The 22,612-nt window shown below is 41.7% G+C and carries 19 protein-coding genes; 10 read left to right on the forward strand and 9 right to left on the reverse strand.

The features are described from left to right. Positions 1-2: 2 nt before the first annotated feature. Together QT397_13660 and QT397_13665 are read left to right on the forward strand one after the other, a co-directional pair. Positions 3-1,739, forward strand: a complete 1,737-nt coding sequence (locus tag QT397_13660; GenBank protein ID WNZ58337.1) for a sialate O-acetylesterase — start codon at positions 3-5, stop codon at positions 1,737-1,739. Positions 1,740-2,513: 774 nt separating this feature from the next. Continuing rightward, positions 2,514-3,815, forward strand: coding sequence for an MFS transporter (locus tag QT397_13665; protein WNZ58338.1), 1,302 nt, complete (start codon positions 2,514-2,516; stop codon positions 3,813-3,815). Positions 3,816-4,249: 434 nt separating this feature from the next. Here QT397_13665 and QT397_13670 read toward each other — a convergent pair whose 3' ends face one another. The 4 genes from QT397_13670 to QT397_13685 all read right to left on the reverse strand — a co-directional run bounded on the left by QT397_13670 (position 4,250) and on the right by QT397_13685 (position 8,528). Further along, positions 4,250-4,543 (reverse strand): hypothetical protein, encoded by a 294-nt coding sequence (locus QT397_13670; protein WNZ58339.1) that lies wholly within the window; start codon positions 4,541-4,543, stop codon positions 4,250-4,252. Then, on the reverse strand, positions 4,504-5,073 hold the full coding sequence (locus QT397_13675) for a nitrogen fixation protein NifB (protein ID WNZ58340.1): 570 nt from the start codon (positions 5,071-5,073) through the stop codon (positions 4,504-4,506). The genes QT397_13670 and QT397_13675 overlap by 40 nt, the downstream gene beginning before the upstream one ends. Before the next feature lie 1,731 nt (positions 5,074-6,804). Continuing rightward, entirely contained in the window at positions 6,805-7,701 is an 897-nt protein-coding gene (locus QT397_13680; protein WNZ58341.1) for a fatty acid desaturase family protein, read from the reverse strand. Between the two features lie 23 nt (positions 7,702-7,724). After that, the gene (locus QT397_13685) at positions 7,725-8,528 is read right to left on the reverse strand and encodes a hypothetical protein (GenBank protein WNZ58342.1); all 804 of its coding nucleotides are present in this window, start codon (positions 8,526-8,528) and stop codon (positions 7,725-7,727) included. A 735-nt stretch (positions 8,529-9,263) separates the two neighbouring features. Between QT397_13685 and QT397_13690 the strand changes: the two genes are divergently transcribed. The 5 genes from QT397_13690 (at position 9,264) to QT397_13710 (ending at position 12,827) form a co-directional block, all read left to right on the forward strand. Next, positions 9,264-9,914, forward strand: coding sequence for a DUF4034 domain-containing protein (locus tag QT397_13690; GenBank protein WNZ58343.1), 651 nt, complete (start codon positions 9,264-9,266; stop codon positions 9,912-9,914). Beyond that, a complete protein-coding gene (locus tag QT397_13695; protein WNZ58344.1) occupies positions 9,899-10,456 on the forward strand; it encodes a hypothetical protein in 558 nt (185 codons plus the stop codon). The genes QT397_13690 and QT397_13695 overlap by 16 nt, the downstream gene beginning before the upstream one ends. Positions 10,457-10,684: 228 nt before the next feature. Continuing rightward, complete coding sequence (locus QT397_13700; GenBank protein WNZ58345.1) at positions 10,685-11,041, forward strand: VOC family protein; 357 nt, start codon at positions 10,685-10,687, stop codon at positions 11,039-11,041. Between the two features lie 152 nt (positions 11,042-11,193). Then, a complete protein-coding gene (locus tag QT397_13705) occupies positions 11,194-11,739 on the forward strand; it encodes a hypothetical protein (protein WNZ58346.1) in 546 nt (181 codons plus the stop codon). Positions 11,740-12,131: 392 nt separating this feature from the next. Continuing rightward, positions 12,132-12,827, forward strand: coding sequence for a heme-binding protein (locus QT397_13710; protein ID WNZ58347.1), 696 nt, complete (start codon positions 12,132-12,134; stop codon positions 12,825-12,827). 398 nt (positions 12,828-13,225) lie between these two features. Here QT397_13710 and QT397_13715 read toward each other — a convergent pair whose 3' ends face one another. The 4 genes from QT397_13715 to QT397_13730 all read right to left on the reverse strand — a co-directional run bounded on the left by QT397_13715 (position 13,226) and on the right by QT397_13730 (position 17,803). Continuing rightward, positions 13,226-15,469, reverse strand: a complete 2,244-nt coding sequence (locus tag QT397_13715) for a molybdopterin-dependent oxidoreductase (protein WNZ58348.1) — start codon at positions 15,467-15,469, stop codon at positions 13,226-13,228. Between the two features lie 2 nt (positions 15,470-15,471). Beyond that, positions 15,472-15,930 carry a (2Fe-2S)-binding protein gene (locus tag QT397_13720; protein WNZ58349.1) on the reverse strand — a complete coding sequence of 153 codons (459 nt, stop codon included), beginning with the start codon at positions 15,928-15,930 and terminating at the stop codon, positions 15,472-15,474. Between the two features lie 158 nt (positions 15,931-16,088). Continuing rightward, positions 16,089-16,775 carry a nucleotidyltransferase family protein gene (locus tag QT397_13725; GenBank protein ID WNZ58350.1) on the reverse strand — a complete coding sequence of 229 codons (687 nt, stop codon included), beginning with the start codon at positions 16,773-16,775 and terminating at the stop codon, positions 16,089-16,091. Continuing rightward, the gene (locus QT397_13730; protein WNZ58351.1) at positions 16,772-17,803 is read right to left on the reverse strand and encodes an XdhC family protein; all 1,032 of its coding nucleotides are present in this window, start codon (positions 17,801-17,803) and stop codon (positions 16,772-16,774) included. The genes QT397_13725 and QT397_13730 overlap by 4 nt, the downstream gene beginning before the upstream one ends. A gap of 870 nt (positions 17,804-18,673) precedes the next feature. On the opposite strand from QT397_13730, the gene QT397_13735 reads away from it, so the two are divergent. The 3 genes from QT397_13735 to QT397_13745 are packed head-to-tail and all read left to right on the forward strand — an operon-like array spanning position 18,674 to position 20,958. Then, complete coding sequence (locus QT397_13735) at positions 18,674-19,129, forward strand: hypothetical protein (GenBank protein ID WNZ58352.1); 456 nt, start codon at positions 18,674-18,676, stop codon at positions 19,127-19,129. Between the two features lie 8 nt (positions 19,130-19,137). After that, positions 19,138-20,658 (forward strand): amidohydrolase family protein, encoded by a 1,521-nt coding sequence (locus QT397_13740; GenBank protein WNZ58353.1) that lies wholly within the window; start codon positions 19,138-19,140, stop codon positions 20,656-20,658. 12 nt (positions 20,659-20,670) lie between these two features. Then, the gene (locus QT397_13745) at positions 20,671-20,958 is read left to right on the forward strand and encodes a hypothetical protein (GenBank protein ID WNZ58354.1); all 288 of its coding nucleotides are present in this window, start codon (positions 20,671-20,673) and stop codon (positions 20,956-20,958) included. 520 nt (positions 20,959-21,478) lie between these two features. On the opposite strand, the gene QT397_13750 is transcribed toward QT397_13745, so the two are convergent. Continuing rightward, a complete protein-coding gene (locus tag QT397_13750; protein WNZ58355.1) occupies positions 21,479-22,450 on the reverse strand; it encodes a class I SAM-dependent methyltransferase in 972 nt (323 codons plus the stop codon). Positions 22,451-22,612: the final 162 nt, after the last annotated feature.

Here is a 22,612-nt window from a genome sequence, read left to right on the forward strand (position 1 = left end):
ACATGAAGGCCCTGTTTGCAGATTTTGCCGCACAAATCACGACCTGGGATATGGTTGAGAGTGAGGCCTACCAGGTGTCGGAGGCGGCCTCTTTGAGTCGAATGTTGAGTGAGCACCCTGATGCCAGCACCCACGATAATAAGTACACTCAAACATTTGACCAGGAAGGGACGGGTAACAGCTGGACTGATATGGATACCGGTTTTGTACCAGGCTCTTGGGCTTTTAATGCCTTTAAGGTAGAAGGTATTACTGAAGACAGTAACTACACCATTGCGGTTAGGGTTGATGCTGAAAATAACCCAGCTCATGCGGACTTCCGTGGTCGTGCAGTGGTTTACAACCCATCTACCGGCTCTCGTAGTTATTATCCATTTGATATTGATAGCTCCGGGGAAGATTCAAGTACCGTAGTACCGGTACCTGCCAATCATGAACTCTATGCTCTCGTAGTCACAACTCCTGACACCTTCAGGGATTTTGAGTTTTATGATTATGATTTTGCTATCTATCCATCTGGTGGCGACGTAAATACCGATCCAGTGGGTGATACTTCAGATGAGGATGTTGTAAAAGTTGTGGTTATGGCAGGCCAGTCCAATATGGAAGGCAACAACACCCGGTTAGATCGCTTGCAAGAGCTGATTTGCCATGCCAATGCAGATTACACCTACGGCGATGTCGACTGTGGTTCTACGGCGATTAGTGATGACCAGATAACAGAGCAGTTTATCAATAATAGTGATTCGCTAGCCGATTATAACCAGAGACTTAGCGATGATAACGAAGATCCTGTGGTGCAGAAGCTCGGGCAATTCCTCTGCCGTGCAGGCAGTCTCGACTCTCATACAGGTGAAACCTGTGATAGCCGTAACTTTGATCTGACTGACCGACTCTTTGCCACCATTAGTAGATATTACTTCTCCTCTAGCGAAGGCTCCTATGGGTACAACTACGATGCCTGGATGCAAATGAGTACTGCTATGGAGGTAGCTGAGATTTATGCTGATGGCCACCTGGACGCAGCTCTTGAAGGTACACGAGACGATATTACTGTACTGCAGTATCAGGGTTCATTGAATGATACCGGTTCTCTCTCCTTCTCTGAGCGCCATGGTGAATTGTTCCCCAATTATGGCGTGTCTACTAACCGCTATGGACCAGAGCTCACTTTAGGGCACTACCTCGGTGAAGAGACTGAGAACGATCTGTTACTTTTAAAAGTGGTTCAGGGTGGTACTGACCTGAGAGTAGACTGGAAGGTCCCTGGCTGCCATGACTCCGCCGCTAATGAGTGGACCCAAGATGAGGAAAATCAGGAGTCTCTTTACACTGCGATGTTGGAGAAGATTGAGGCCTTGCGCGACCCTGAAGTCTTGGCTGGTTACTTTCCGCAGTATGAAAATAAGTCGATTGAAATCGATAGTTTTATCTGGTTCCAGGGTTGGAATGATGGAGGGCAAAGTGTAAATGAAAACAACTATGAGGCGAATTTGACCTGTCTGGTGAATGGCCTACGGGAAGCGCTAAATGATTATGACTTGCCCATTGTTATTGCTAAAAGCCACTATGGTGATGCCAGTGGAGCTATCCAGTCTGCCCAACAGTCTGTTGCAGACAACCTCTATAATGTTGAGGCTCATGAAACAGATGATCTCTCAGGTTATTACCATTTTGATCCAGCGGCGCATTTAGCGATAGGTAAGAGAATGAAAGAAGAGAGGGATAACTTACATTGATTTAGGACTCATTTACAGGGGTTAAGTAGTGGATAAAACCATCATTCTTAAGGTTTTATCCGCTCTGGCTTTGCCTTAAAGGCTTACAAGTTAACTCCAATATACTCTCAGGTTGCCTTGCTTTGGTATATCGCTTTGCCTAGGCCAAGCGAGGTACCTAAGACCTAATTTAAGTCGTTCATTCCTCACATTATTACAATTCCTTCAACTCATCGCTGCCTTTTTCTGGACCGGGAAAGGTGGTAGTGCTACCAGTAGAATTTTCCCTGATTAATGGCACTTACTACTCGTAGCGAAGCAAAACAAGCTTTACTTTATTTTGTGAAAACGCACAGCCCGACTAGAGTTTAATCTTTATATATGCGGCTAATTATTTACTTCTACAACTGGAGGCGAATGACATATGGGAATTTTGTTAAAAATTTTCGAATTACTCACCCTCTTCAGATATTCAAGTTGATACTGTGAGCGTTGGAGTATTGAATCACAAGGGGCAAATTGATCTTTAACATCTCGTGAGTTGTATTTTAGGAATCCTCACTTCCTAGGTGTGAAGAGTTAATAGTTTCTATCCTAATAGAAAGTTATGAATATCATTTGTGAATTGATCTAATCGCAACCCTTAATACCTAACATGGATTCGTGAGGTTGTAATTGTACTTGTATGTAATCGTGCTGACCCATCACAGTAGGTTAGAGTATGAATTTTAGCTAGGCATAGCCATAATTTATTGCTATGCGATGGCGGCGTTTCAACCAGGAATGGTGATAAAGATGAGCAGGTCGGTACATGCTTTAATAATTAAGTTTGGTCTTGTTCAGGCCGGAATATCAGCTATAAGTGGGATGATTGCTCCGATTATATTCTTGTTGTTTATGAGTAAAGGAATCGAGCTTCATGAAATGGGTATATTGTTGGCAGTAGCAACAATATCCACTGTTGCTTTAGAGGTCCCGTTTGGAGCGCTTGCTGATAGATACGGGAGAAAAAAGACCTTTATAGCTGGCGAGCTGGTTCTACTGCTTGTAGTGATAGGTTTTTGGTGGTCGTCTAGCTTTGCGGAATTGATTGTATTTATGATTCTTAATGGATTGTCTATAGCTCTTTTCTCTGGAACTATTGATGCACTTTTTGTTGAGCAGTTTAAAGTGGTTTCTAGAGATGGTGAAACAAACTTGATGGAAGCCCAAGCTTCAGTAAATATTTTCCAGATGATTGGCTTAGCTGTTGGGGCAGTATTTTCAGGACTTATCCCAGTATGGTTTTCATTTGTAAGTGATAGCTACGATTTTATAGGGTTTTATGAGGTGGGTTTTGTCTTTCTTGTTCCTTTAATATTAATACATATGCTTTGTACTTTCTATTTTGTTGGTGAATCAGATTCTATGGGGGAGCCAGTTGGTTCGAATTTTTTCCGCGAGGTTCACAGTACCATTAAGAGTGCTTTTGATGTGATTGTTGAGAATCCAGTCTTTAAACCACTTTTATTAATTGACTTCATAAGCGGGGTCGCATTCATTAGTTTAGAGCAACTTTGGCAGCCAATGCTTTCTACTTTAGTCGACAGCAAGGAAAGTCTTTGGTTGTTTGGTATTCTATTTGCATTAAATTATGTTTGTATGGCGGTAGGGCAGGGATGCTCCATTCCCTTGTCAAGAGTTTTTAAAAATAATTATTCGAATATGCTATTGGTGCTTGAGTTCTGTACAGGACTACTATTTTTTATATTTGCAATTCAAAGTGATTTGTATGGTTTTATAGTTGTATATTTACTATTGCATGTTGTTGTTGGGATTTCGATGGCTCCAGGATCGGCAATGTTTCACGAGAAAATTCCAGAATCTAGAAGATCAACAATGCTATCGGTGAAATCTTTAATTGCACAAGGGGGTGCGACGGCAGGGGCTTTAGTGGCAGGGTATACAGCTCACTATTTTAGTATTTCTATTGCGTGGTCCATTGCTGGATTTGTGTTTATTATTTCCTCTTTCCTTTATCTATTGCCGTCTATCTCGAACTTGTCAAAAGATATGGCTATTGTGCTAAACAAGAGGTTTCAGCCACAACCCGAGTAGTACTTTCTGCGCTCAATAAAAATCTGAGTTGATGGTATGTAAATAGCTATCAATATTTTATTGATATGTGGGCTCTGAAATCTGGAATGTGCATTAATTGATGATGAGAATCTTCCTATATCCAAGTTGTATATCTCGTGCGTATAGCAGTTCATTGAATCTAGTGAGTCTCTGAATAATTCCTCAAATTAATCCAGGAATTAGAAATTAATCCAGAGAAATTAATCCAGGACATCCAAAGAACATCCAAAGAATGGAGAGTCGGAAGCTAGACAAGAATTTTTTCGCCACCACTTGGTAGCCGGTATATCTGTCTCAAAATAGATGGCAATTTGGCGTTAAAAGATCATTTTGGGAGTCCATAGGGAATCAGGTGGGGTGTAGAGTCGGGAGCGATGGAATCTAGGGGCAGCTGATAAGCGGATTTCTGTAATCTAGCAGGGGGCGGGGCAAAGAAAGCGCTGGCAATCGGGCAGCCCGTGTACCCAGCGTTTATTTTGCTGCGCACAGACCTGGCGTACCGCTTCCGCCGAGCCCACCAAGCGTTTAAAGCGGCTTTCAAAATTGCGGTTTAGGTAGAGCCAGTGTTTTGGCGAAATACCCAGCCGATTTAAAATAGGTGGGATGTTTTCGGGAATAGCGCCGCGCTTTTTAGGGTGCAGCTGCCGGCCACTCCAGTCTACCAGCTCTAAATAGTGATCCAGCTGAAAAGGCAAGCCTTTAGGCATATCCCGGCGCTCTCCGCCCACCAGCGGCAGTAGGCTTTTGGGCTGCTGGCCTGAGATGGCTGTGTGGATGCGTTGCTGGATCGAAGTGTAATCGGATTAGCGATACTAGCACGGATAGGGTTGAGGTCCACGTAAGCCAGGCAGGCGGCAAGGGCTCTTTCATCCATCAAGGCCTGAGACTTGAAAAGCCCTTCCCAGAAACGACCGGTGCAGCTGTCCTCGGCATTGGCCTGGCGGGCGATGGACTCGTTCAGGCAGCGCATAAACCAGCTGATATCGGCCAGGCGTTCGCGCCAAAGGGATGTCACCTCCTGAAGTTTTTCCAGCTCGACGGCATCCAGGGCTTCACCGCGAAGATAACGTTTGCTTAGCGCAGAACCTTTGAAAAGTTGTTGCCAGCGTTCAATTATCTCGATAGTGGACCATGAGTTTGCTGTGTAGGTATCGATATAGAGCACAATATGGGTGTGATTACTCATTACCGCATAGGCAGCGATATCGAGAGCAAAGATTGAGGCCAGCTTATGCATCCTGGCCTCAATCCACCGGCGTCGGTGCTCATAGTCTTTTTCGGATTAGCATCCCTACCGCAAAGGAACGCTCTACGCACACAGCGGGAGACACAGTGATAATAGGGTGTTGCATCGAGAGAGATTTGCGTGCTGCGCGGAAGAGTCATGGATTTTTATCTTTGACTCCAGTATTTTGATCATTCTGCCTGTGTTGTGTCAATTGACTTGACGCTTTAAGCTTCTACTTTGGTGGGTGTCCAGAATTGTCTCGATACCACCTACAATGTTGAGGCTCATGAAACAGATGATCTCTCAGGTTATTACCATTTTGATCCAGCGACGCATTTAGCGATAGGTAAGCGCATGAAGGAAGAGAGAGATAACTTGCGCTGATTAAAAATCATACTCGATAGCAAGTGCGTAGATAAGGCCTCCCTGCTGAAAGTCTTATCTACGCTCACCTAGCCCACAAAGCCAAAAAACCAGTATTATCCCTTCCGTTTATCTTGTCAGATTTTTTCAAACCATACTGTATCTCGCTCTAATAGCGTGATATCAATAGCGCTATACTCAAGTAATTAATTTGCCCCATCAAAAGGTGCGTACTTTAGCGTTTGAGATAGGCGTTACATTGATTAGCTGTGTCTTCAAAATTACTTTTGCTGAAAAGTTATGTGAAGGGAATATTGATATCGGTAGAGATATAGCCTTTGGGTTTTAAGTTTAGTTACTCTAAAGTGAGTATCGATAGTAGTGCGTATCATAAGGGGCCGCCACGATTCTAAGTAGCGGATTAATTCTAATAGATAGAAGTTTAGTAACATGAAAACCTTGCCTAAACATATAGGTATAGTTGGATGCTCCGCAGAAGGGACCGCCCTTTGCTACAGAACAATATGTACTGAAAGCCCCAAAATTTTGGGGGAGTATGCGCACCCGGAAATCTCCATGCATACTCACTCTTTGGCAGACTATGTGGATCGATTGAATAACAGCGATTTGTTGAGTGTTGGTGACCTAATGCTTTCTTCAGCTAAAAAGCTCAAAGCTCAAAGCTCAAAGCGCAGGGTGCTGATTTCTTAATTTGTCCAGATAATACCATTCATCAGGCGTTTGAGTATGTAAAAGAATTATCATCGCTACCTTGGCTCCATATTGCTGAAGTTGTAGCAGAGAGTGCGAAATCTCGCGGTTATCAAAAGCTTGGTATTTTAGGCACCAAATGGCTGGTGGAAAGTGATGTTTACCCAAAGAAAATTGAAGGGCAGAACCTTGGTTGGCTGCGACCTACAAATGAGCAGGTACACAATATAGACCGCTTAATTATGGAAGAATTGGTCTGTGGTGTCTCGACGCCAGATTCAGTAACTTACTTTCAAGAGGTAATTCAAAGTTTGAAGGCTAATGGTTGTGATGCCGTTATACTTGGGTGTACAGAAATACCACTAATAATTAGTGACTCCAACTCCCCTCTGCCTACCTTGAACTCCAATCATTTATTGGCGGAGGCAGCAATTAGGTTGGCTGTTGGATGTGCAGAATATTCCTGGTAAGCGCAATAGTGGGTGCTCGATCGGCATTTATCATATATAAAGCGAAGCTCTAATGTATGGATTTAGATGGCAGCAAAGCAAAAAACCATTTCACGGATAGGTTAGCATGGCTTTTGCTGCTGCCTGTATGGAAAATACGGCGGAAGTATCATTCTTATCTTAAGCTGTTTTGCCGCGAAGTATTCAGTTTCAGTTGCTATCTTAACACCTGCCTTAACACGCCAAGGTAGTTATCAGCCAGCTCTACATCATCATAGTACCCGCGGGCCTTAAGAAACTTATGGAGTGCCCTTAAGTTATAGGTGGGCACACCCATAAAAGCGTGATGCTCACAATGGTAGCTTAATCCATCGGTGGGGCTGACAAAGAGTAATCCTAAAATTCCCCTTGGAACCGATCGTGTATTATATTTTGGTTCCAGATGATAGAGATCTTTAACCCCGGCATGCTCAGCGATTTGACGCATTCGAATGATGGCCATATAGACTGTGAAGTAGGCTATTACCCATAGGATATACAACTGCGGAAAGCCAGAGGCCCACAAAGCCGCAAACATGATACCGTTAACAAACAGGCCCCGTGTCAACTGATAATTAACTCTCTTATTTCTGCTCAACAAATCTCGACCGCTTAAAAAAAGATATAGATTTGCCTTTAAACCAGTGATTCCCAAAAAATCTCTAGTGAATTTTCTCGCTAGACTCCTTTTACTTACAGGATAGTCTTTGTAGTTCTTCAGATCCGGATCTTTATCTGTGCCAGCATTTCGATGATGTTTTAGATGGCTCTTAATATAGGTATCACCATCCATCAATAAAAATGGTGAAGATAACCACTTGGCAACGAATTTATTATAGGCCCGGGTTGCGAAAAGCGTTTTATGACTGGCTTCATGCATGATTGCGGCTAAGGCCTGTTGACGCCCAGCAAGCAAGAATACTGCTGCAATATATACGTACCAATATGGTAATAGTGCTGCAATAACAAAAATACTAACGATGCTAATCCAAGCGCTTGCTACTATCCACCAAGCTCTGGCATCACTACGCTGCAGAAAAGGCTTGAGTTCTTCTTTGCTAATTGGGATATTCATTGAGGAGTACCTTGTTGTGATTATTAGTCAACACCTAACTTCTTCAACTGTTCCAGCCAAATGTTACGGCCAATACGATCGTACTTACGCACGATATTCTTCAATTCTTGGTACTTCTCTTGCGGTCTTATTATCTTTGGGAGTAGAGGATCAATCGCTAGGCGATGAATGGCCTCACCACCCAACCGGCATGTTTCTGATAATGTTGTATAAATAGGTTTATTTGACAGAGTCTTAAGGCTGTTCTCAAGGGACCGCACGAGATCGTCATATTCGCTATCAAGCCTTTCGATATCCCATAGCTGGTGACCCCATTGAGAGACTAATGAATCGGGAACCTCATGTAATACAAAACAGCTAGCCCCTACCTCAAGTCCAAGAGTATCTAATGAAGCGATTATTTCAGTATGGGCGAGTTTTAGATTGTTGGGTCGTACCCACAGGTGATCGAGGCCTACGGAAAAACCATACCATTGGAGAACAGATAATGACTTTCTACGAACCGTACGTGATATTCCTTTAGGTAAGTGACAAGTAAGCCAACTACCGTCCCAAGTTTCATAATGAAAAGTATCATGTTGCCAGCGGTTGATAAAAGCGCGTTTGGCGATCGCTTTTTCTGTTAAACGGTACACCCCCCGCCCATCATGGCTGACCAATTCGGTACTCACCAATCTATTTAATGTTACTCGTAGACTATTGATAGAAATGTCAAATGCATCAGATATAAAGCTGAGCTGACTGGTTCCAAGCTCGTGTCGCTTGTTAACGCCCATCAGGTCCAGTAGGACATTTTTAGGGGTAGGCTCATACGTAAACTGATACATAATGATTTTACTGACAATAATCCTGGTATTTGTTCTAAGTGATATTACAGGGTAGAGCACAACTTGCAAGACATTGTAATCTTTGGGTTAAACAAATAGACGCTTAAATCCACGGTAATGCCATCTTCTGCTATCCGATATCCTTATCACCGTGAGAAAAATCTATTGGGGAGGATTATATTCAAGTACTTTTAAGTGCTCGATAAACTCCCCGTGTGAGAATGAGATGATGGTCTCAGGCTTTGTTGTTAAGGCAGTTATAGTTGTAGATGTTAGTAGCTAACACAAAGGAAGCTTGTACAAAAGTGTTTATTTTAGAAATTCTACAGGGATGACTTTGTGTAGTGCTTGAAGAGTATTTTTAAAGCTAGTGTCTATGGGTTGGTGCTCTTGTAATACTAATTATCAGTGAATTAGATAATAATCGACAGAGACGTCCCTTGATTGTAACATAAGTTCCATATGTAACTGTCGATTGTCCCTTCATGATTTACGTCACATCGATGATAGTTAGAGCCAGTTTGAAATGTAGCTTTGAAAGATAAAATCTGTAACTGGAGCGGTCAGTCAGGGTATTATCTTTGGTTATTGTACCTATAACCTAGGTTTTTCTGACCATTTGCGCTCTAATTGTTTGTAGGCCAGGGTAGATTGCTTAAGAGCCATAAATTGAAGTTGCCACACGGTAAGATGTTATAATAATTATGCGCTTTAAAAGTAGTAAGGATAAATATAGTGAAGCTTAATTTTTGTTTGTTAATTATGTTGCCATTGATATTGTCATGTGCAAAGGCGCCCAAAGCAGATTCATTTAAAGTAATGCCGCATGGATATTACAGGCAATTGCTTTTAGAAGAAAGATTTCAAGAACTTGAAAATATCCAAGCAACGGCAAACAAGGCATATATATCTGGTAAAGTCAGTGATGCGATTTATATAGATGTGTTTGGGACGCTCTGGTTTACCAGTGATCACAAGTCAGATTTGATCGAGAGCAAACTCAAGATGTGGCTCGAGGAATTTCCGGAGTCCGCTTTTGCCTATTCAGCCTTGGGCAGATATTACTATAGGAGAGGCCAATATCATCGGGGTAACAAATGGGCTTCTCAAACGTCAGAGTCAAGCTTTAAAAAACTTTACGCTAATTTGGAGCTGGCAAATACATTGGTAGTAAAAGCTCTGGAAATAGACCCTGATTTAATTAGGGCTTATGACACTTCAATCGGAATATCAATATATAGTAAAGGGAATAATGCAGAAGAGGCTTTTGAATTGTTGCTCAAAGGTGTAAAACATACTCAAAATGATTTCCCTCTTTGGCATACGTATATGCATGGATTAAAGCCCCGATGGGGGGTAGTTATTTCTCTATGGAAGAAATGTTGAAGTTGGCACAGAGAGAAAATTTAATAACTGAAAGCACTCATCGGCAGATGAAGGGGTATATTATTGCCGATAAAGTAAACAGAGCAAACGCTAAGAAAAAATATGAGTTGGCTGAAAGCTTAGCCAGGGAGCACATTGATTCTGGGTATTATGGCTTATATATGGAACTTGCAAACGCATACTCCTACCAGAAGAAATATCAAGAGTGCTATGATGTCGTCAAGCAATTTTCTGATAATTATCAATATTATTACGATTATCAAAAGAGGATGGGGTGGTGCTCGCTTCGGTTAGAAAAATGGGATGAAGCTAAGCATGCTTTCACTAGATATATTCAAATGACAGGAGGAAATGCTTGGTCGTTCTTTAATCTGGGTAAAGCATATGGTTACCTCGATAATTATCCAGCTGCTTACACTTTGTTGATTCATTCAGCAAAAATAGATCCAAGCTACTCAGATTCAATTAAAGGATATATCGATCATATTTTAGACGAAAAGCCAAATACGAGGGAGTTAGAGTTATCTAAATTAGGGCTTTAACAGTTAGGGCAAGGGTGGATGCAGATGGCATCTATTCTTTAACTGTTTCTTGTTGTTATAGATCTATCTCAATATAGATGGAAAATACTCTATAGTTTGAGGCTTGTGACTGAGATTTAAGGTTTAATATTTTTTAGTTTGCCAATAACTTATTGTATTTGGAGGCTGTTTCTTATGCAATATAAGTCGAGATATTTAGAAGTCTTGTAAAGCAAGGGGTGGTAAGATATGAGTGAAACATCAAAGTTTGGAGTCGTAATATATGCAAGAGATATACAGGGTCTCTCCGAGTTCTATCTAAAAATGTTTGATTTTCACGTACTACATAAATCAGATAAGTTAATTAGTATAGGTAAAGATGGATTTAATATTGTTGTACACGTCCCGCCCATAGAGCTCCCTGAGCGAAATTTCAACACAATTAAACTATTTGTCATGGTGGAATGTCTTGAAGATGCAAAGAATAAGGCTGAGGCACTTGGGGGCAGGGCTATGGAGGGTGAGTGGTCAAATCCAATTTTCAAGGTTTGTAACGTAGCTGACCCTGAGGGGAATCACATTCAGCTTAGGGAAGCTAAATCTTAGTAATAAAGTCAGTTTTTATCTATATTGGTGAAGCATGACCTTCATTGATGCTGCTTAGTGGCGAGTATATGTTTCTTTACAGTTTTATATTTTAAAGTTTGATTTCCAAAGTAACTCTTCAATGTGGTGCGTAATAGTGAGTTGGAGGATAGGTGGATTTAATATTAAAAGATATAATTTCTTTATCATGTAAGGCTCTGCAGGAGGAGGATCAGTATCTTCAGGAGTCACTTTCCAATAATTCTTGCTACTCGTGTGACCAAGCTGGGATTCTAAAAATAAATAATGAGAGATATTATCAGTTCATCATTGCCAGGTACCTTTTTAGATGCTTCGCTAGAAGGATTCAGGTCGAGTATGACTTAATTGATCTTGTTGTATTCCGGGAAGATGTGCCATCAGAAATAGAAGTGGTGGTGGAAATGAAGAGGTGGATGAGCTCAACAGGTAGTCCTGAAATACCTAAAATTAGAAGTGACTTTGATAAATTAAGCAAGTGTAGTCCGGCAAAAGGACTGGCTCTAATAATGTCTTCTAATCCAAAGGGCGTATCAATTAAAGATAATATACAGTATCTTTCTGATGAGCTAGATAGAAATTTAGATTCAGACCTATGGGTATATGAGTCGTTCGATACAATAGGTATAAATGGTGAAGAAAATGTATTTTGGGTGGCCGGTTATAACCCTGCCTATTGATAAGAGTCAGTTGTAAAAAGACATGATTGTTTTCTATAATTTATTATTTGAGTAATTCTTCTAGCTTAAAATCGTTTATTGTGTATATAGACTTTTTTATTTTAGATAGTGTTTATTTTGTGGTCGTCAATCATTCGTGTAGTTAAGTTGGATTTAGATGGTTCGTAACCAGTTGGATGGAGATTAATATGATCTATCCTGCTTGTTGGTTGTAAACTAGTCATAACTCTCAATAGAGGCAGTCTTCAATCAGGTAGGCGAGAAAATAATTTTCAAACTTGCTGGCAGAGTATAGGTTGGCTCTACTGACCTTTAGTGGTTGAAGCACATTTAATGCAATAAGCTACTATGATTGGATGCTAATTACTTGAGCGAGAAAAGGAGAAGTTGGTATGGACGCTGCTTCAGTTAAATTCCCAACGCATTCTGAGCTTCAGAAAGTGCTTAAAGATATTGTAAGCGAAAAAAATGGTGGATTTAACTTTAATATGTGGGCAACTATCGTTGACAGGGATGGTGTCGTTAAATTAGTTGCATTTTCAGGCAAGGACCGAGGTGATCAATGGCCTGGGAGCAGAGTTATTTCAGCGCAAAAGGCAAACACGGCGAATGCTTTCAGTCTTCCCGACCTATCACTATCAACGGCCAACCTTTTTTCGGCTGTACAGCCTGGTGGTAGTTTATATGGCTTACAGCATAGCAATCCAGTTGATACAAATGTCGCTTATGGTGGTTCATCAAATCAAATTGGCACAGAAGATGACCCGATGGTGGGTAAAAAGATCGGAGGAATTAATGTATTTGGTGGCGGTTTAGCTCTGTATAATATGAATGGAAAGCTTATCGGCGCTCTAGGGGTTAGCGGTGATAGTTCATGTGCAGATCATAATATCGCATGGAAATTGCGCCACAACCTCCAGCTAGATTATGTGCCTTCAGGAGTTAGCCCCAATAAGGATGACAATATTGTCTATGATATTGTTGATGGCGTTAGCGACAGTGGTTGGGGGCACCCCGCATGTTCTCCCGAATCAGTTGATATAGCGGCAAGCTTCTCTAAAATTTATTCGGTTAGAATAAAAAAGTAATTTAATTTCCAGTAAGAGCAGTATTCAACACTATCCCAATAATGAAAATGGCAAGCCGAACGAGGTTTTTGTAGATATCTCTTTATTTGATGTTGCCCAACAAGGTAAAGGCTATGGCCCAAAAACTATGAGATTTCTGTGTGAGGAAGTCGGAAAAGTGAAAATTTTTAACCCTGTATCCTGTTGCTATGTAGCAATCCATGCTCTTATTAAGAAACTTTTGAGCGATTTAATTTTTAAGTTGTGAACGAGATGAGTTTGATGAGTCAATAATAGAATTACATTTGGTTCAGTCAGTTCCGTGGGGCTTTGTCTACGCTGTTTTCTTTTATATATCCCCCTTCACGAAGAACGAGTAGGGGGATATAAAGCTCTACCTTTGCAATTGTGATCATAACTTAAACATTAAGTTTTTTATTTACTGGCAGATTGCGAATTCTGGTTCCTGTTGCTGCAAATATCGCGTTGGTCAATGCAGGGGCTACGGGTGGCACACCAGGCTCACCAACGCCTGCTGGAGCAGAATTGGCACTCACTACCCTTACCGAAATATCAGGGCACTGCCCCATACGAAGTACAGGGTAATCATGGAAGTTGGACTGCTTAACCTTTCCATCTTCAAAGGCTACCTCTCCCATCATCGCCAAGCTTAAGCCAAAAATCACCGCGCCTTCGGTTTGTGATACAACTCTATCAGGGTTAACAACAAGTCCAGCATCAATAGCTGCAATTGCTTGCAGTACCTTAAGGTTTGTGTTTTCTACCTCCACCAGTATCGCTATAGCTACATAGCTATTAAAGCTTCGATGAACGGCAAAGCCCCAGCCTTGATTTGCCTGGTTAGGTGCAAATTCAGCCATATTCCTTTCAACAATATCAATCACCTGATGGTAGCGACCAATATCGACTGGGTGACGTGATAGATCCTCTCCGTAGTTTCCGTATTTGAACTGTTGACCGGAAAAGTCGATATGCCTAGGTTGGCCCAACATTTCTTTCCACATCTTTGGGCATGATACTTTGGCATTGTGTGCCAGTTCATCCACGAAACTACCAATGCCAAAGGAGTGCTGAATATTACTCACTGAGCGCATCCAGCCGATACGGGTATGTGCCAGTGCTTTAACCGCTTCACAACGATGACTTCGCACAGTAAATGGAATGTCGACAAAGCCAAGGTCCAGTTCTCCAGCTGAGGGGTACTCCACGTTCTCGGCAAAGGTAGTGCTAATAGATGGAAAGGCGGTACGTTGTAGTATTGCCGTTGGCATTTGATCGCTATCAAGTTTTGCTTGATAAAATTGGGCACTAATTGCGTGCATGTAGCCGTTTTGGATATCGTCCTCGCGGCTCCAGCTAACTTTAACCGGCCGTCCAAGCTTTTTAGACAATAGTGCCGCTTCCACACTAAAGTCAGGCTTTGACTTCCTTCCAAAGCCGCCCCCTAATAGCGTGACGTTAACTTTCACTTGTTCGTCATTGAGCCCGAGGTTTGCTGCTACATTTTGCTGCGTACTTTGGGGTGTTTGTGTTGATGCCCAGATTTCACAGCCATTTGGTGTAACTGAAGCTACAGCAGCAGGAGCTTCCATCGGTGCGTGGGCCAAATAGGGCACTGTGTATATGGCTTGCTGGGTAGAGTCCTCCGGCCAATCGGTGTTTTCAACTCCTTGTTGGCGAACTAATTTACCAGGCTCCTTGACCCCCTGAATTAACGACTCCATGAAACTTGTGCTGCTGTGGCTATCATTCTTACTGGCAGTCCAAGTTATTTCTAATGCTTTACGCCCTTGCAAGGCACTCCAGGTGTTAGTAGCAATAACTGCTACACCACCTAAAACTTGAAACTTAGGTGGTCCTTCGGGCACAGGTAATTGAATTACATCCACAACCCCGGGAACCTTGCGAGCCAGGGTATCATCTAAACTTTCTACATCACTACCTAGAACCGGGGGCCTGGCTATACTGGCATACAACATGCCATCTATTTGAATATCGTAGCCATATCTAGCTCTTCCGGATAGCATATTATCCATGTCGACAATCTTGTGAGATTTGCCGATATGTTTAAAGTCCTTGTTTTCCTTCAGTTTCACGTGGTTCAATTCTGGTATGGGTAGTTTAGCAGCAGCAACTGCTAGCTCTCCATAACTAAAGCTTCTGCCCGACTTTACGTGTACAACATTATGATTCCTGGCTTCCACTTCTCCGACAGGTACTTGCCATGAGTCTGCTGCAGCTTGTTCCAGCATGGTCCGAGCTATTGCCCCCATTTGTCGCATTTTGTCATAATGCTTACGAATACTGCGTGACCCATCGGTATTCTGGCTTCCATAGCGCTTATCGGCTAACCCTTGAATCACAACGACATGTTGCCAATCAGCCTCAAGCTCATCAGCAAGTATCTGAGGTATCCCGGTTCTAATACCTTGGCCCATCTCTGAACGATGACAGGTAAGATAGACTTTATTGTCTTCGCCAACAGCAACAAACAGGTTTAACCTCGGCTCCTTTCCTTGTGCTATGGCCATCGGACTCCAGCTCATCCCACTTGCACCTAAAGCTAAGCCCCCGCCAGTTGCTCCAAATAGTTTAAGTACATCCCGGCGGCTGAAATTTTTTACGGCTGTAAAGCTACTCATTATTAAGTTCTCTTTTTAGCGGTGTCTTGAATAGCAGCTCGAATTCGTGTGTAGGTACCACAACGGCAAATATTTCCAGCCATGGCAGAGTTAATCTCTTCATCACTTGGTGATGGGTTTTGGGTCAATAGCGCGGCAGCAGTCATAAGCTGGCCAGACTGACAATAGCCACATTGTGGAACGTTATTGTCGCTCCATGCTTGCTTCAATTCAGCAAATTGCAGCCCCTCGATGGTAGTTACTTTCTTGCCTTTGGCTTGCGAAACCGTCGTTAAACATGCTCGCGTCGGCGTTCCGTCCAAGTGGATTGTGCAAGCTCCACACAATCCAACACCGCAACCATATTTAGTGCCTGTTAATCCAAGCAAATCTCTGATTGCCCACAAAAGTGGCATCTCTGGATCAATATCTAGTGCGTAACTTTCGTCGTTGATGGTTAAGGTTAACTTCTTATCTGACATTACCCGCTCCTTGATAATCCCGCTAGTAATTGCGTATCGGTGGCGAAATCGCTTCTTTTCGTTAACTGGCTCTGACTTGGAAATCTGACTATCGCAGAGCTAGTTTTACGGAAGTACTTATGTAAATTGATACTCTCACTAAAAACTGAAAATAAGCCCTAACTGAGATTTTCCACAATCATTTGTTGCCATTTTTCTATATCAGCTCTACGATCTATATCTATGGCGACACCCTCGATCTCAACAATTGATAAAGCATCAAGATTAGATTTCTTTTTCAATAAGTGCTTTGCGCCCATATCGCCTGTGAGAGATGCGAGATCAGTAAAATCTGAGGAGTTAAATACTGCAGGTACGCCAAAACTATTTTGATATTGGGCGCAGCAAGTTTGCCCATATGACTGCCACGCAGTGATTAATTGTTGATAATCATCCAAAGTTACGCCTATGTGATCAGCCAAGGCAATTAGCAAACCATCTACCTTAAGGGCCTCGGCTTCGATAACTGCTTCTTTAATAGAGCTTGCAATACCACTTTGCCAGTTAGTGTTAAATCGTCGGTTCACATCGGAAGACAACAAATTAGCCAGCTTCTCTTGATGCGCTCCCAGAACTACCAATAACTCTACTTTTAGCTCGGTTGATGTTTTTGTGTTTAGGCTGGTTAGTTTATCAAGCGTTTGCAACAGCAGAGGCTGACTCTTAATCTTCCCATTTGAGTCAATCACATCTACTGTTGCTTGTAATTTTATACCATTAAATCTACGACTTTCTCCGGCAGCGAGCAATGCTACCAGTATCCGTTTTGAAGGTTGTCTAGCTGTCTCCCGGATAAATTTATTCACGTTGCGACCTTGTCTAGGGGTAACAATCTAGCTTGATGCAATACTCCGTGACATTGAGCCAGGATGCTCAAAGCAATGGACTCAGGTAGCTCACCACCTAATGCTAAACCTGCCGGTGCGAAAAAGACACCATAGAAATCACTTACTTTTATCCCCGCTCTATCAAGAACTTTATCACGTCTATGTGGAGGGCCGAGCAGCGCAACATAGTGTAGCTTCGTCAGGCTTACGGCTTGTAACGCCTTCGCATCCAAGTCCAAGTTGTGGTGCATCACAATCGCCGCATCAAACTGATTCAGCAGCGATGTAGTCAGCTGTGAATAGGGTTTCTTTAGAATACTTGCACCAGGGAAATCGTAATGACGGGCAAAACTTGTGCGTTCATCAATCACCGTAATATGCCAGCCTAGTTCTTGAGCAATTTTGACTACTGGCTGAGCATCTAACCCGCCACCAAAAACAGCAATATGAAAGCGGGGTAGGCAGGGAATAATTAATCTAGGATGCAGAGCATCTGTTTTTCCATTTTCTAGCGATAGCGTAGCTTTGGTAGTGCTATCAATCTGGTAGCCCATTACTTCTGGGGCAATAACTCTCGCAACAAGATCTCTTGAATTGGTATTTTGAATAGGTAACTCCAGTTCGTAGAAAGCGGAGTTTCCCGAGTTCAAATATTCTAATAGGCAATGCAACTGAAGATATTGGTTTCTATGCGTGAGGGGAAATAAAATTAGTTCTACAATGCCACCACAGCCTAATTGATAGCTAGTATCCGACTCATCACTGGCATCGTAAATCACTTTAATCGAAGTATCATACTGAATAGCGCGTTGAGCGTATCGTTTTAAATCGGCCTCTAAGCAACCACCACTGACTAGACCAATACTCTTACCTAGTGGGTGAAACAACATCATCGCTCCCGCCTTACGATAAGCTGAGCCCTGAACTTTGGTGATTACGGCTAGTACCCAATCATCCGCAGGCGATGCCTGCCATTCACTTAATAGGGCTTCAATATGGTGCGACATAACTCTGTGCTCGAATACATGAAAAATGACCTACAAACCTATTTGGAACCCAGTAAACTGTAAAACACCACAATTTAGCGATACTCCAAGAATGTGAATAAAATGCAAGGTCGTTCCCAGAAAATGCGGCAGCTGTGCTGTTAAGCGCGATAGTTGGAAATTGATGCGTGCTTTCGTCTAATAATGGGCTGCTTCTATAAGGGTAGAATCTGAGGCGAGGCAGTGGAGTTTTGTCCTAAATGGCTATTATTAGATTATTTTCTATTTTGGCTGCCTCTGAAATAGTGGTGCCAGCTCACTGGCTTGTTCCGAGTCGAACCAGTAACTTACTTCCTAGTGATACTTTGGGTAAGGAAAGGCTTAGTGCGTAGAGGTTCTTGTAATTGATCTTTGGTAGAAGAGTGAAGCAAGGCAAAAGAGTAATAGATGTAGAATGGAAAATTAGATATTAAGCTGCTAGTGCTGGGAAGCCATTGGTTACATCAATATTTATAAGGTTAACTAAACGTTAGTATTGCAATGCCAGGAAAATTTCGAGATCCGTATGAAATTCTGTCGATAGCCGGTCTTGTTTAAGCGATAAATAGTGTTTTATTCAAAGATTGTAACAGATAAGGTTAGAGTAAGGTGAATTTTAAGTCCGTTTAGTTGTGTTTTGTGGTGTGCCCTATAAAGATAAATTGATAAGGATGATTATGAATGCCAAGTCGATTCTCAATTTTCTCATCGCAGGTATCATATTATTTGGTGTTTCAATTCTTGCTGAGAATAGCGGTATTCTAAAGCATGGAGTATTAAAGGTGTGGAATTATCTATTTCGCCGTATCGTGAAGTTCTTGGTTTGAGTTATGTAGTTAATGGGGCGTAATTGTGAAATTTACACAGAGTTTATTAGTTAAGTATTGCCTTGTTTTATTGTTCCTTTTCTACAGTGCGGTAACTCTGGCACAGAACAATAAAATAGATTATTTGGATATTTTGATTCTTGATGGAAAAGTTATCGATGGTTCAGGTAATCCATGGATAAAGCAAGATGTAGGAGTGGTCGATGACAAGATAGTCTTTGTAGGGAACGCTGATAGTTTTAGGAGCAAGGCTAAATTAACCATTAATGCTGAGGCGTTATATGTTACTCCTGGGTTTATTGACATGCATAGCCATGCAGATCTCAATGACCCGCAGGGCAAAAAAATGTTGCCCCAGATCTTTCAGGGCGTGACCTCGGTAATTGTTGGTGTAGATGGATTTGGGAAAAATGATGTTCTAGAGCAATATAAAATCGCTGAGGGGGAGGTGAAAGGCTCAGTGATACCGGTGTCAATATAGGAACCTATGTGGGTTTTAATCAGGCTCGCTTGAACGTTATGGGGATGAATGATAAACCTGCCAGCAATGAAGAGCGTTCAAAAATGACGCAGTATCTTGAAAGTGGTATGCAGCAAGGTGCTTTTGGGGTCTCAACGGGTCTTTTTTACCGACCGGCTTCTTATGCCTCAACAAAAGAAGTGATTGAATCCCTGTCATTCTTAAATAAGTATAAAGCTATTTATGATACCCATGATAGGGATTTGGGGGCAGTTCTAAACGGTATAGGATACGATGCTTCTGTTGCTGAAGCTATCAAAATTGGTTCAGCAATAGATGCAAGAATTATCTTTAGCCATTTTACTCCACAGGGTAAGCATAACGACGGACGAGCTAACGTAGGGATAGATTTGATCAATAATGCCAGGGCGGATGGTGCTCAGGTATTTGCTGCACAACATCCATATACTGCAACGCAGAGTTCATTGCTGGCTTATACTATTCCAGACTGGGCCTTAGCTGGAGGAATGACATCTTTACTTGAACGGTTACAAAGTAAAAATCTCCTAAATCGTTTACATTCAGAACATAGGCAGATGCTTGACATTCGTGGTGGTCCGGAAAAATTATTATTTACTGATAATAATAAAGACCTCAATGGCAAAACGTTAGCACAAGTATCCGAGGAATTAAATCTAACAACTTTAGATACTGTACTTCATATTGCTAAGGAGCAAAGAGATGCTTCTGTGATGAATCTTGAATTATATGATATGGACAATATTCGCTTATTAGCAACACAGGAATGGATGATGACGAGCTCGGATGGAGGCTCACACGCTGTGCCAGGCCAGCGTGCACATCCTAGGACATTTGGAGCGTTTGCTAAGAAGATAAGGCAGTTTGTTGTTGATGAATCTCTGATTTCTTTACCATTCTTGATTAGGGGGATGACAGCATTGCCCGCGAGTTTCTTAGGCATTCAGGATCGGGGGCGATTGGCTCCTGGATATTATGCCGATATTGCTATCTTTGATTTGGATCAGGTCAATGATCGAGCAACCTACGAAGATCCGCAGCAGCTCGCAGAAGGCTATATTCATGTATTAGTTAATGGCGAATTGGCCTTGTACCACGGTGAGATAAAGAGTACAGATTTAGGACAGGTTTTACTTAGGCACCAGCCGCTAGTGAATGAAATGCCAACCGCACTACAAGTTAAAGAAAGTCTCTTAGGTGCTTTTGGAGGGAAGGACTCATTACATAAGATTGAATCTTTAACGTCCACAATAGAGTTATCTTCAGAAAGCAAGCCGTCACGTACAAAAATTCAATATTTAAATTTTTTGAATGAATCCATCGCAGAGTATTCAAGTCGTGAAAATGTAATTCACTTTGGAGTAGAAGGTCAATACGAACTATATCAAGGTGGCAATTCAATTGACCCTGAGTCAGCTGCCTATATTAGCTTAAATAAGAAGGATAATTTGCTTCAGGGATTATGGCTTAATTTCCTTTATTTTCTACGTGACCCATCGATGGAAGTGTAGGGCCCATTTGATGTGCCTGAGCACAGAAGTGAAAGCTGGTGGAAGCTCGTCTCAGGGGGAAGGATAACCCCTTTACTTGGTATAGACCCTGATACTGGGTATATTAGAAAGGTACTTTATGAAAATGGTGTTTTTGTTGAGGAGTTTGATTATAGAAGGATTGAATCAGGCGTCGTTTGGCCGCACCAATTTAAAGTATTAAATAATGGTAAAGTTAGCCTGAGTGGTCGATACAGCAATTTACAGACCGACTCAGGTCCAGGGTTTGAGGTATTACCATCTTGGTTCCCTGGAAATTAACTATATACGAAAACACAATGCTGCTGGATTGTAGGTAGACAATTGACTCGGTTTGATCTTGAGAAAGAGTTTTAATTGTATTAATTTAAATTTTGATTGGCGATGTGTTTTTTGTGAAGTTGTTGACCCTGGATTCCTACAATATTCGATACATATGGCGATGGCGAAGAATATCTGCTGGCTGGTAAGTTCCTACACAAACAAGTTAGGACCATCATGGGGTTCCCAGTTGATCATGGAAAAATGGTGCCTGATCGAACTCCTTATTGGGTAGTTCTGTTCGGGGGTTGCCTTCAGGTTACCATTTTTTAGGTGATTAACTGATATGCATCAAAACTGAAGTCAGCTGTTATTGTTGTAGCTATTATTTTATAAGTGGAGGTGAGTGGACTGATAAAGAAGGTAAGTTGGTTATGGGGGTTTGGGGCAATTTATAAAGGGGTAATTTTTTTGGGGTTTAGGAGTCGCTATTGTGGGTTTTGGCGAGCATGAAATTACTCGCCGAGTTTTTTAGGCACTGTTAAGGTTTTAGGATTTCAATTTTCCAGCCAGTACAATTGTTTTCATCATAGAATTTATCGCGAGCTAGTGGTTGCATCCCCAACCTTTCGAATATTGCTAGAAGGTTACCCATACTTTCTTCTGATAGTGATGAATCTAGTTGGTTTTGCGACCTTAAAGCCGTATATTCCAGTTCTGTACTAAAAAAAGAAAGAAACTTATCTTTTGTGGCGTTATTTGATGCTAAATTTCTTTGCAGGAAGTTTTCAAGAGAATTTCTCACAAAGTAGGTTGTCGCAGATTTTGGATGTTTGGAGATTAACATCTCAACGGATGTAATAAGATACTTTAATTTGTCTGCTGTGTGCGGGTTGCCTAATTTTACTTTTGCCTCTTCAATGGACTGGATGTCTTTAAAATCATGTATAAAAGATGTAGTTTGCTCTGGGATTCTTAATTCTTCGGTAATTAGCTTGTGGGCTAAAACCTCATCTGAGCAATTTCTGTAGGGGGTGGAGTTTGTTTTGTGGCATATCGCTTTAAATACTCCTCCAGACTCCAGTGATTTTTCTATGCTTCTCGCGGCTTCCAATTTATTGCTGTACTCAAAGCCAAATTGTGAAGTAATTAGGTTGAATTTCTCATCAAGTGAATGAATTTTTTCGATTGCCATGCAGGAGTGAAAGTGTAGTTTTTCTAATAGTTTTTGATTTCTAGGGTTTTTGTTGGTTGCTAGGGGGGTGATGTTAGCTGCATCAGCAGCATGTATTTCAAGAGGTTTGCCAGACTTTGATGCTTCATCTGCAATTAATAAAGCTATTGCACCATTGCCGCATGCAATATCGAGAACTTTAGAGTTAGGACTCAATCCAGAGACTGTTGATCTCCAATATTCGCCTGTTTTTCCTGTATAGCTGTGGGGCAGAACTTGTGCAAAAGAAGTGGGAAATCCTTGCTTCCAGAAATTTGTCCATTGCTCCAAATTTTGCATGGGTACCTCGATTTTATTTTGATTTATATATTGGATAATACGGTAAAGGCGTGTTTAAGAGCTACTTGTCGTGTATTGAGTGGGTGAGAATGGAAGGCTATTTAGGGGCATTATGCCCTCACAGTGGTTTGGCTAATATAATTAGCATGCCGTTTGTGACAT

Origin of the sequence: Microbulbifer sp. MKSA007 (genome assembly GCA_032615215.1) — a bacterium.
Classification (GTDB): Bacteria; Pseudomonadota; Gammaproteobacteria; order Pseudomonadales; family Cellvibrionaceae; genus Microbulbifer.

Bases quoted from the DNA above. Each gene is read 5' to 3' on its own strand.
- QT397_13695 (WNZ58344.1), top strand. From the start codon at position 9,899: ATGGAAGAAATGTTGAAGTTGGCACAGAGAGAAAATTTAATAACTGAA.
- QT397_13660 (WNZ58337.1), top strand. From the start codon at position 3: ATGAAGGCCCTGTTTGCAGATTTTGCCGCACAAATCACGACCTGGGAT.
- QT397_13715 (WNZ58348.1), bottom strand. From the start codon at position 15,469: ATGAGTAGCTTTACAGCCGTAAAAAATTTCAGCCGCCGGGATGTACTT.
- QT397_13750 (WNZ58355.1), bottom strand. From the start codon at position 22,450: ATGCAAAATTTGGAGCAATGGACAAATTTCTGGAAGCAAGGATTTCCC.
- QT397_13720 (WNZ58349.1), bottom strand. From the start codon at position 15,930: ATGTCAGATAAGAAGTTAACCTTAACCATCAACGACGAAAGTTACGCA.
- QT397_13710 (WNZ58347.1), top strand. From the start codon at position 12,132: ATGGACGCTGCTTCAGTTAAATTCCCAACGCATTCTGAGCTTCAGAAA.
- QT397_13730 (WNZ58351.1), bottom strand. From the start codon at position 17,803: ATGTCGCACCATATTGAAGCCCTATTAAGTGAATGGCAGGCATCGCCT.
- QT397_13665 (WNZ58338.1), top strand. From the start codon at position 2,514: ATGAGCAGGTCGGTACATGCTTTAATAATTAAGTTTGGTCTTGTTCAG.
- QT397_13680 (WNZ58341.1), bottom strand. From the start codon at position 7,701: ATGAATATCCCAATTAGCAAAGAAGAACTCAAGCCTTTTCTGCAGCGT.
- QT397_13675 (WNZ58340.1), bottom strand. From the start codon at position 5,073: ATGCATAAGCTGGCCTCAATCTTTGCTCTCGATATCGCTGCCTATGCG.
- QT397_13670 (WNZ58339.1), bottom strand. From the start codon at position 4,543: ATGCCTAAAGGCTTGCCTTTTCAGCTGGATCACTATTTAGAGCTGGTA.
- QT397_13700 (WNZ58345.1), top strand. From the start codon at position 10,685: ATGAGTGAAACATCAAAGTTTGGAGTCGTAATATATGCAAGAGATATA.
- QT397_13685 (WNZ58342.1), bottom strand. From the start codon at position 8,528: ATGTATCAGTTTACGTATGAGCCTACCCCTAAAAATGTCCTACTGGAC.